Raw genomic sequence first — 10,281 nt, 5'->3', positions numbered from 1 at the left:
CTCCAACTTTGATCTAGTAGTCAGTATTGCCAAATTTATCTCAGTTGAGAGGTTACACAATTTATTTTACAGACCCTCAGTAATCAAGTCGTTTAAACATTAAAATGACGTTTAGGTTAAAACGTCATATCACTAAACTTCCATTTCAATTTGTCCTATTTTATGCTCATTCTCATACAGCTCTCCCGATCCAATACAAGCCGCTTCAGCGTGCCTCCGGGGTGAAACTCGCTTTGCGGGGATAGACACTCGACAGCCGGTACCTGCATGATCCAGTAGGAGTTCTGCCCGCTTTATTTCGTATCGATCAGTTCCACCCGCTTAAACCGAATGTGACGGTTATATTTCTCCATGAGGCTCTTCATCCGGTCCGATGCCATACGCATCGGCTTACCCAGCCAATCGACATACTCGCAGGACCGGCCATAATCGACAGGTAGGATCGAAAACAGCGGAAGCTCTTCGAATTTCACGTTTCCGAGCCCGGCAGGCTGGTTTTTAGCAATAAAAAGGTAATTTTCATAGAAAATGAAACAAATAGTTTCCAGTTGGGCGCCCGAGCACAAAAAACAGGCCCAAACCCGGAATATCCGGACCTGAGCCTGTTTCAAAATAAATCCAACTGCCGCGGGGCGAACGGCTTCGTCGGCAGTCCGAGCAGCTCCAGCATCTGCATCGCGTTCGCCGCGGCGTCGCCGCCCGAGTTGTTGTTGAAAATGATGCAAATCTCCTTGCTCCGTTCCTGCAGCTTCGCGAGATGCTCCTTCCACTCCGCAAGCTCGTCCGCGTTATACCGGTACAAATAGCGGACCTCGCGCCAGTTTGGACCACCTCCTTGGTTCCAGTTGGCCGCGTTGCGGCCGTGCATGCGGACGATCGTGACGTCCGGGTCCGTCGGATGCAGCACGGTCGGCACCGAGCCGACGCCGGCCTGCGGCTCGTCGCAGACGCTGTGAATCCAGCCTTCTTTTTCCATAAAGGCCAGCGTCTTCGCCTTCATCTCTCCGTCGAACCAGCTCTGGTGACGGAATTCCAGCGCCACGGGCAAGTCGCCCATCCGCCGCTTCGCCTCCCGGAGCTGCTCGACGTTCAGCCGGTTGCAGTCAAACCAAGGCGGGTACTGGAACAGCACCGCCTTCAGCTTGCCCACTACCCGCAGCGGCTCGACCGATTCGCGGAACGCTTGAAACATATGGTCCGCATCCTCGAAAGGGCTGTTCCCGCGCTGATGCCCGGTCATGCCTTGGTAGGCTTTGACCACGAAAGCGAAGCCGTCCGGCGTATCCGCCGCCCATCGCTCGAAGTTGGCGGGCGACTGCACCGCATAAAACGAGCTGTCTACCTCGACAAGCGAAAAGTACCGGCCGTACACCTTCAATTTATCGCGGGCCGGAAGACCTTGTTCGTACAAGTCGCTATGGTCGCCCCATCCAGCCAAGCCGATTCGGATCATGAACGTGTGCCTCCTTGCCTTGCTGCGCCTTACTTTCTATCCCATTTCCGACAATATAACCGAAATGACGATGCCTGCCGCAGCGATCCAAAACAGCTTCGATTTGAAATATCTTTTCACCGCGTTATCCTGTCGTTTGAATTCTTTACCAGGGTCCTGCTGCATGTGCAAATCCGTGGTGTACGCGGAGACGCCGGTATACCGCCATCCTCCGCCCACAAAACTCAAAATAATCGTCAGCAATGAGGCCATAAACAAATAGTCCGAAACGGTTTGCATTTGAATTCCTCCTCGGCATCCTGATTTGGATTCAGTCAGGCTGGATATAAAAATAAACACGTCTTCGTCAGGGACGAAAACGTGTCGTGGTACCACCCTTGGTTCAACCGCATGTGCCTCGGATTGCAGGCGCGCGCGGTCCTTCATTCGGATAACGGGGGAGGCCCGGCAGCGGATACGTCCAGCTTAGTTCCCCGCTGCAGCTACAAGGTGGGGCGAAGCATACGGCGGTTGGGGGTCTTTCAGCCTCGGACGCCCTCTCTGGCGCAACCGGTCGCACGTTCCATGTCCTTGATCGTTGCTTTTCGCTTCATAAACATTCGAGTAATCACGATGTTGTGTATTCCAATTTACACCAATTTAGCCAAAGATGCAAGTGCTTTCAACCGGCTCCTTCCGCGCCAAAGCACATTTCCCCCATAACCCGCCACCCCGCCGCAGCCTAGAAAGTAACCCCGCCCGCATGTGCATCCTTCCAAGGACTCGCACCGTAATACTGGGATATAAAGGAGCTGATCCATCCATGACGATAAATGATAACGCTCATCCGCTGCCTGCCCCTGATACGAAAGAGGAACTCCGGCAGGCGCTTCTCGACATCGAGGCATGGGAGGCGAGCCAGAAAGATTTGTGGTTCTGGGAGAAGCTCGGCAGACTGCCCTTCCAGCTGCTTGACCGGCTCACGCCGAAGGCGCTGCAGAACAAGCTGGCTCAGGCGATCGACGAGGTGGGCAGCTTCGTACAAACGGGCGGCCAATACCTGATCTCGGAGAAAAGCGTGCTCGACCAGTTGAACCGGCAGCTCGCGAGCCGGCCGGACGCCCCGGCGTTTGCCGATGCGCTCACCCTTGGCGAGGTCTCCTCCTTGCCGCTTGCCGTCATGGACGGCGCCGCCGACGAATTCGCCCGCAGCCGCACCCTCTTCGCGACGGCTCAAGGGGCGACGACCGGCTTCGGCGGCATCTTTACGCTCGCCATCGACATTCCGGCCATCCTCGGCTTGTCGCTCAAGGTGCTGCAGGAGATGGCGATGGTGTACGGCTACGATCCGAACGACAAGCGCGAGCGCGTCTTCGTGATCAAGTGCCTGCAGTTCGCTTCCTCCGACATCGTCGGGAAGAAGGCCGTGCTGGAGGAGCTGGCCGACTTCGACAACGAGCACCGGCAGCGGGACGCAATCTCGCAGCTTCAAGGCTGGCGCGAGGTCGTGACGATTTACCGCGACAATTTCGGCTGGAAGAAGCTGTTCCAGCTTGTCCCCGTCGCCGGCATGATCTTCGGCGCGGTGCTGAACCGCAGCACGCTGCAAGACGTCGCCGAAGCGGGCAAAATGCTGTACCGCAAGCGCCGGGTGCTGGAGCGGCTGCGCAACGGCTAGAAGCGCAGCGCTTCGCCCGGCCCCAGCGAGTGCAGCCCGGCGAAGCCTTCCGCGGCCAGCGCTGCGCAAAGCGCGTCCGTCGCGCTGCGTCCCGTATGCACCGGGACCGTCCGACGGCCGCCGAAAGCCCCCAGCATCCGCCTGACATCGGCCACGCCTTGGTGCACCTTGTAGCGGATCGCTTCGGCCAAGCAGCCGCCCCCGGCCTCCGGCTCGTCCAGCAGACGCTGTCCGAAGCTGCCGGCGGCCAGATGGCCCGTCAAGATGACGCAGCTGTTTCCCGCCGCCGCCAGCCTGCGGTAGTACCATTGCGCGCGCTCCGACTGCATCATCCCGTCGGCGGTGAAATAAAGCGCGCTCCGCCCCGCGGCCAGCGCCTGCTCCCGCTCCGCATCGGTCGCCACTGCGACGACGCGCGGGTCTTCCAGGCAGCGCCGAATCCGCTCGGCCGCGCCCGGCTTCAGCCATTCGGGCCGGTCGAGCATCGGGCCGAACGCCTGAAGCAGCTCCCGCTCCGCCACGAGCGGAACGTCCGGGAACCGCTCCCGCGCCCAGACGAGCATGTCCTGCCCGCGCCCGAAGGCGGGAACGGGCAGCAGTACGGAGCCGCCCTGCGCCAGCGCCTGCCCGATCCGGGCGGCAAGCCGCTCCAGCAGGGCCGGCTGCGCCTCGGCGTCCATGCCGTAGGCGGCGTCGATCACCGCCAGATCGGCCGGGCGGCCCGCCGTTCCCGGCGGCAGCGCTTCCGGTCCGTCCGCCGCAAGCAGCACGGACTCCGAAGAGTAATCGCCGGAGAAGAAGACCCGCTTGCCTTCCAGCTCCAGCATCAGCCAGACGGAGCCGACCAAGTGCCCGCTCCGGCCCCAACAGGCTCTCACGTGAGGAGCCGTGTCGATCCATTCCCCCGAAGCTCCGGCCTCCTCCAAATACGCGAACCGGATCGCCTTCACGTGCTCGTCGCCATACGGTAGCTCGGCCGACTGTCCCCTGACATATTTTTTCCAGGATGCGAAATACGTGTCCAGCTGCTGCGCCGTCGCCCGGGTCGTCCAGACGACGCCGCGATATCCGTGCTTGTACAGCAGCGGCAGCGCCATCGAATGATCCTCGTGCGCATGGGACAAAAAAACGGCATTCAGCCGCGGAATGACGTTCGGGTCGACGAGCGGGTATTGTCCCGCGCCCGTCTTTTTAACGCCGCAATCCAGCATTACGCCGATGCGGTCATTGTGTAAGAGGTAGCAGGAGCGGCCGTGTTCGCCCGCCCCGCCCCAAATATCGAGCTGCATGAGATCTCAATCCACTTTCTGTTTTGAACTTAACCGGTCGATTCCGAGCAGCATCAGCGTCGTTAGACCGACCGAGACGACTGCCATGGCCATGCCAAGCGATACCTTCCCCTGCTCGAACTGCGCAAAAATATACGTGGCCGATGTTTCCATCGAAGGCGGCAAAATCATCAGCGACGCCACCAGCTCGCGGACCGAGATGGTGAACGTCATCATCCAGCCCGCCAGCATGCCCGGGACGATGAGCGGCAGCAAAATGCGACGGAAGACGTAAGCCGGCCGGCCGCCGAACACTTGGCCCGCTTGAAACAGCGCATCGTCAAGCTGGGAAAAATTTGCTTTGACGTACTGCACCGTGTACGGCAGAAAAAAGACGACATACGTCAAGACGACCATCCCGTACGTGTTGTACAGCGGCACGGGCATCCATGGCGCGTTCCACAGCAGAATCAGGCCGACGACCAGCACGATGCCCGGCACCGTATTCGGCAGCAGGCTGAACAGGTCGGTCATCCGCTGCGGCCATGTCCTAGACTGCTTGATCGTCAGTGCGAACCACGTGCCCAGCAGGACCGAGATCGTCGCCGCTGCCAGCGACAAGCCGAGGCTGTTCAGCAGCGCGGTCATGCTTTTGGAGCCCCAGGTCAGCAGCTCCGCGTAATGATTCAAGGTCAGATTGCTCCAGGCAAGCCCGACGCCCCGCAGCTTCATCAGCGAAGCGGAAATGATCGAAAAGTAAGGAACGCCTACGGACAGCGCCAGCAGCGCGATCACATAGCCCCAAGCCAATAGGCGCGTCAGTCCGCTTAGCGGATACATTTTGCTCCGCGTTCCCTTGCCGACCAGACGGTACGTATACCGCCGGGTGACGACCGTCTGCGCGTACCACAGCAGCAGACACGTGCTCAGCAGCACGGAAGCGAGCGCGGTCGCCTTGCCGAAATCGATCGGCCAACTGGAAATATACTTATGAATTTCCGAGGTCAGTACATAAAAGCCGATTTTGCGGCCGAAGGTGGCCGGCGTGCCGAATTCGGCGATCGTCTTGACGAAGATGAGCAGCGCCCCCATCGCGTAGCTGGACAGCAGCAGCGGCAGCACGATCCGTCGGAAACTGTAGAAGAACCGGCCTCCGTGAACGGCGGCGGCGTCCTCCTTGCTCCCGCCGATCTGCAATAAAGCGTTGCGCAGAATCAAATAAAGAAAAGGGAACAAGTGCAGGCTCATGATCGCCACCATGCCGAAGACGCTGAAAAACTTCGGCGTCCACGCCTCCGCCACGGGAAGAAGCTGCTCCATATAGCCGTTTTTTTGCATGAACAAAATCCAGCCCATCGAACCGATGTACGGCGGCGTCATGAACGGGATCAGCAGCACGATATCCAGCCACGCGTGCCGGCCGAGGCTCGTCTTGGCCAAGATCCAGGCAAGCGGCAGCGCCAGCGCCGTCGTTCCGAGCACGACGCACAAGCCGAGCCAGATCGAGTTCCAGAATACTTCGCCAAGCTTGTTCTCCAGAATGGTCCGCAGCGGCGCGGACAAATCCAGCGTCTGCTCCGGATAGACGCTCGTCAGAAAGATGAAAAAAAGCGGGACGACCACCAGGACCGCCAAAAGAAACAAGGCGAGGGTCATCCCTACCGTTCGTATAGAAATCCAGCTTCTTGCTTGCATGCCTTCACCGTCTTATTTGAACATTTGGGTAAATTTCTTCGTCACTGCGTCGCCGTTCGTGTCCATCCACGTCCAATCGATTTTCATCTGCGCGATTTGATCGGCGCTCGCGCGGTCCTTCGCCTTCACGTCCTTGCGCCCCGGCAGCAGGTAGGTGTCCGCCACCATCTTCTGCGCTTCGTCGGACAACAGGTAGTCGATGAACGCCTTGGCGTTATCCTGGTTTTTGCTCGACTTCAGAATCGCCGCCGGGCGGGGGCTGATAACCGTACCACTGGCCGGATACACCATGTCGACCGGCTCGCCCTTCGCCTTCGCTTGGTACGTCATGTAGTCGACGCCTGCCGCTACGATGCTTTTCGCTCCGGTGATAACCGGGTCAAGCGCCTCCTGGTTCGCGCCCGCCAGAGCGACGCCGTTTTTCTTGTATTGCTCGAACAGCTCCCAGCCGCCGTCGCCTTTAGTGCTCAGATAGCCGGTGATGAAATCCAGCGCGGAGCCGGACAGCGCCGGATCGGGGATGTTCACCTTGCCCTTCCACTCATCCTTGGCGAGATCGCTCCACTCCTTCGGAGGCGTCTTCACCTGCTTCGTGTTGTATACGATGCCGAGCGCGGAGGCGCTGTAGCCGAAGAAATGACCTTCCTTGTCGGACCAATCGGGGACCAGCTTATCGGCGTTGGCTGCGCTTTTGTATTCCAGGGTGAGCCCGCTCTTTTTAAGCCCTTGAGCGGACGGCAACGAAGCCAGCACGACAACGTCAACGACCGGGTTCGCCTTCTCGGCTTCCATCCGGGCCAAAATTTTGCCCGTCGTCCCCTGGAACATTTCCACTTTCACGCCGGTTTTCGCTTCGTACCCTTTCTGAATGCTCTCAGCCAGCTCCTTCGGACCGGCGCTGTAGACGACCAGCTTGCCTCCGAGCTTCTTGTCTTCTTTCTTGTCATCCGGCTTGGCGGCCGCCTGCTCCGTCTTCGTCTCAGGCGCTGCGCCCGTGTTCGCGGACTTGTCCGCAGCCGTCGTTCCGCAGCCGGCGATACCAAAGCCCATCACGGCCGTCAATAGCAGCAGAGCTCCGTTTTTCAATCCCTTCCCCTTGTTCATCCGTCGTTCCTCCTCGTTCTATTCGCTAATATGGTGAATATGCTGCGGCGATACGTACACCGTCACGCGTTCTCCCGCCTGCAAGCGGGTGGAATGATAAGCCGTCCACTGGCCTATAGCCCCCATGTCCAGCCCGATCTCGTAGCGGTCCCCGACATAGCTGACGCTGCGGATCGTGCCCGGATAAGCCGCAACCGCGCCTTCCTCCGGCTCCGACCAGCGGACATGCTCCGGACGAAGCAGGCTGCGGTCCGGCACCAGCCAGTTCGACTTGCCGATGAAGCGGGCGACGAACGGATGGGCCGGCGTGCGGTAAATGTCCTCGGGCGCGCCCTGCTGCAAAATGCGGCCCTCCTGCATGACGACGATCTCGTCGGACATCGACATGGCCTCCGTCTGATCGTGCGTCACGTACAGCGCCGTCAGCCCGATGTCCCGTACCAGGCTCATCAGCTCCAGCCGCATTTCGTCGCGCAGCACGGCGTCCAAGGCGCTAAGCGGCTCGTCGAACAGCACAAGCTGCGGCCTCAGCGCGACGGCCCGCGCGAACGCCACGCGCTGCTGCTGCCCGCCCGACAACTGGTGCGGGTACCGCTTCTCCATCCCTTGCAGCCGCACCTGCGCTATCGCTTCCTCCACCCGCCGCTTGAGCTCTTTCGTTTGTCCGGTGGCGCGCAGGCCGAAGGCGACATTTTCGAACACGGTCATATGCGGCCACAAGGCGAAATCCTGAAAGACCATGCCAAAATGACGCTTATGCGCCGGCAGATCGATCCGCTTCTCGGCCGAGAACAAGCACTCGTCGCCGAGACGGATTTCTCCCCGGTCCGGCCGCTCCAGTCCGGCGATCATCCGCAGCAGCGTCGTCTTCCCGCAGCCCGACGGCCCGAGCAGCGTCGTGAACCGCCCTTTCCTGATGACCAGATCCGTCCGGCGTAAGGCCTGCATCGCTCCGAACGATTTTTCCAACCCCCGTATGACCACATCCATGCTGCAACCCATCCTATCTTGCAATCTAGCTTTAGTGTACATGGCGAAATGCAGAAGATTGTCAGCGGGACGTAAAGATTATGTTAATTAACTCAATGCATACTATTCATTCGCATAGATTTTTTCTATACTGTGGGAAAATGCAGAGCCGAACAAGGGGAGTGGGCACATTGAATTTCAGTCTGCTGAAGCTGGAAATCGTGGAGCTGTTGGAGAAACACAAGAAAATTACCGCCGTCGCCGAGCAGCTCGGGCTCAAGCAGCCGACGGTGACGTTCCACATGAAGAGCATGGAGCAGGAGCTCGGGGTGCAGCTGTTCGAGACGCGCGCGGGCAAAACAATTCTGACGGAGGCCGGCCGGTCGCTCTACCACTACGCGGTCAAAATCAATGCGCTCGCGCAGGAAGCGGGGCGGGTCGTGAAGGAGTTCGACGAGTTGGGCCGCGGCACGCTGAAGATCGGCGCCAGCTACGTGCCGGGAACGTACCTGCTGCCGAAGGTGCTCAGCGGCTTCGCCAAGGCGTATCCGCGAATCACCTTGTCTTTGCAGGTCAAGACGGCTCCCGTCATCCGGGAGCTGCTGCGCAATCATGAGATCGATCTCGGCATCCTGTCCACCGAGCCGTTCCAATCGGCACCATTGATCGCCGAAACGGTGTGCGAGGACGAGCTGGTCGTCGTCTTCGCGCCGCGTCACCGGCTGGCCGCGTACCCGCAATTGTATCCCGACCAGCTCGCCGAGGCGCCTTTTCTGCTTCACGGACCGGAGTCCAGCACGCGGCAAATGACCGATCGATGGGCGCAAAGCAACCGCGTCCAGCTGAAAGCGCATATGGAGCTCGATTCGCTGGAGGCGATCAAGCAGGTCGTCATGCAGGGGGAGAGCGTGTCGTTCGTTTCGCGACAGGCCGTGCAGCGGGAAGTGGAGCGCGGGGAGCTCGAATTCCGTCCGATTCCGCAAAATCCGTTCAAGCGCTACGTGTACTGCGCGTACAATGCGGACCGGCGACAGTCCGCCGTCATGGAACGGTTCATCGATTTTTTGCGGCAAGAAGCCCGGTAAATCTAGTATTTATACCAATTTCCATATTTTTCTTTACAAAAACAACATATCTGCTTAACATCTAGATAACAAACGATCATTACAGTCTAGCGTGTAAGCCTATTCCAAATCATGAAGGAGTTGTCGATGATGAACAAACGATCCAAATGGATTGGGGCGCTGTCTGCGGTCGTCCTGTCCGCCGCTTTGACGGTGTCGTCCGTCTTCCCTGCCGCGTCTGTCAAAGCCGCAAGCAACCTGGTGCCGGATTACGAGGTGAAGCTGCTCATGCCCGCGAACGCCGTGCTGGGCTCGGACGACAAGCTGAAGAGCGAGGTCCGCAGCGCGTTCGGCATACCGGACAAGGTGACGAAGATGAACGTGCAGTTTCTGGATACGGACGGCAAAGACATCTACAGCAACGGTTGGAGTCCCCGCATTCGGAAGAAGGAAGGCGACAGCAAGTTCGAGCTGAGCTACAAGAAGCGCTATCCGATCGTCAACGGCAACATCGACGCGGCGCTGACGAAGGCCAATCAGGAAGGGTTCGACGCGTCGGACACCAACTACGAGGCGCAGGTGGAATGGGGCTACCAGAACAAGACACTCAGCATCACACGCTCCAAAGACGTCAAAAAATCCGGCTACAGCGGCGTGGATCTGCCCTCGGTCAAAGATTCCCGGCAGCTGCTGATCGATAACGCTCCAGGCAAATTCGACAAGTGGCTGTACGCCGGCTGGGGCTCCGAGAAGCTGCAAAAATCCCGAATCTACGGCCCGGTTCTGGCCAAGCGGTACACCGGCACCTATAGCGGCCTGAAAACGTACATCGAGGTGTGGCCGATCCGCAGCGCAAGCGGCTCCGGTACGGAAAACATCGTCGAAATTTCGTTCAAGACGGACGACCGGGACACCGCCTCGCAGAAGCATGACGAGCTGGTGACTTATCTGAAAAGCAAAGGCTGGTTCCTGGCCCAAGATTCGCTGAAAACACAGCTGATTATGGACCGCTACTAAGCCCTGCACCGAGCCAGGCGGATAAACGAGCGTTCACCAGTCGGCAAACCGCCG

At 59.3% G+C, this 10,281-nt stretch carries 10 protein-coding genes; 3 read left to right on the top strand and 7 right to left on the bottom strand.

Annotated elements, in window-relative coordinates; genetic code table 11:
* Window positions 1-293: 293 nt before the first annotated feature.
* From KQX66_RS34990 to KQX66_RS34980, 3 genes are all read right to left on the bottom strand, one after another.
* The gene (locus tag KQX66_RS34990) at window positions 294-473 is read right to left on the bottom strand and encodes a hypothetical protein (RefSeq protein ID WP_216798166.1); all 180 of its coding nucleotides are present in this window, start codon (window positions 471-473) and stop codon (window positions 294-296) included.
* A gap of 134 nt (window positions 474-607) precedes the next feature.
* The gene (locus KQX66_RS34985) at window positions 608-1,453 is read right to left on the bottom strand and encodes a DUF72 domain-containing protein (RefSeq protein ID WP_216798165.1); all 846 of its coding nucleotides are present in this window, start codon (window positions 1,451-1,453) and stop codon (window positions 608-610) included.
* Between the two features lie 36 nt (window positions 1,454-1,489).
* On the bottom strand, window positions 1,490-1,732 hold the full coding sequence (locus tag KQX66_RS34980; RefSeq protein ID WP_216798164.1) for a hypothetical protein: 243 nt from the start codon (window positions 1,730-1,732) through the stop codon (window positions 1,490-1,492).
* Between the two features lie 523 nt (window positions 1,733-2,255).
* On the opposite strand from KQX66_RS34980, the gene KQX66_RS34975 reads away from it, so the two are divergent.
* A complete protein-coding gene (locus KQX66_RS34975) occupies window positions 2,256-3,110 on the top strand; it encodes an EcsC family protein (RefSeq protein ID WP_216798163.1) in 855 nt (284 codons plus the stop codon).
* On the opposite strand, the gene KQX66_RS34970 is transcribed toward KQX66_RS34975, so the two are convergent.
* Genes KQX66_RS34970 through KQX66_RS34955 form a run of 4 tightly spaced genes read right to left on the bottom strand, consistent with a single transcriptional unit; the run spans window position 3,107 to window position 8,167 of the window.
* Window positions 3,107-4,399 (bottom strand): MBL fold metallo-hydrolase, encoded by a 1,293-nt coding sequence (locus KQX66_RS34970; RefSeq protein ID WP_216798162.1) that lies wholly within the window; start codon window positions 4,397-4,399, stop codon window positions 3,107-3,109. The genes KQX66_RS34975 and KQX66_RS34970 overlap by 4 nt on opposite strands.
* A 6-nt stretch (window positions 4,400-4,405) precedes the next feature.
* Window positions 4,406-6,073 (bottom strand): ABC transporter permease, encoded by a 1,668-nt coding sequence (locus KQX66_RS34965; protein WP_216798161.1) that lies wholly within the window; start codon window positions 6,071-6,073, stop codon window positions 4,406-4,408.
* A gap of 12 nt (window positions 6,074-6,085) precedes the next feature.
* On the bottom strand, window positions 6,086-7,177 hold the full coding sequence (locus KQX66_RS34960) for an ABC transporter substrate-binding protein (RefSeq protein ID WP_216798160.1): 1,092 nt from the start codon (window positions 7,175-7,177) through the stop codon (window positions 6,086-6,088).
* An 18-nt stretch (window positions 7,178-7,195) separates the two neighbouring features.
* The gene (locus tag KQX66_RS34955) at window positions 7,196-8,167 is read right to left on the bottom strand and encodes an ABC transporter ATP-binding protein (protein WP_216798159.1); all 972 of its coding nucleotides are present in this window, start codon (window positions 8,165-8,167) and stop codon (window positions 7,196-7,198) included.
* Window positions 8,168-8,337: 170 nt separating this feature from the next.
* On the opposite strand from KQX66_RS34955, the gene KQX66_RS34950 reads away from it, so the two are divergent.
* Both KQX66_RS34950 and KQX66_RS34945 read left to right on the top strand, forming a co-directional pair.
* Window positions 8,338-9,231 (top strand): LysR substrate-binding domain-containing protein, encoded by an 894-nt coding sequence (locus KQX66_RS34950; protein WP_216798158.1) that lies wholly within the window; start codon window positions 8,338-8,340, stop codon window positions 9,229-9,231.
* Between the two features lie 129 nt (window positions 9,232-9,360).
* Window positions 9,361-10,227, top strand: coding sequence for a hypothetical protein (locus tag KQX66_RS34945; protein WP_216798157.1), 867 nt, complete (start codon window positions 9,361-9,363; stop codon window positions 10,225-10,227).
* The last annotated feature ends 54 nt before the right edge of the window (window positions 10,228-10,281 follow it).

This window comes from Paenibacillus oleatilyticus (assembly GCF_018998565.1).
In the GTDB taxonomy this organism is placed as follows: domain Bacteria; phylum Bacillota; class Bacilli; order Paenibacillales; family NBRC-103111; genus Paenibacillus_G; species Paenibacillus_G oleatilyticus.
This window is presented reverse-complemented; position numbering and strand designations above follow the sequence as displayed.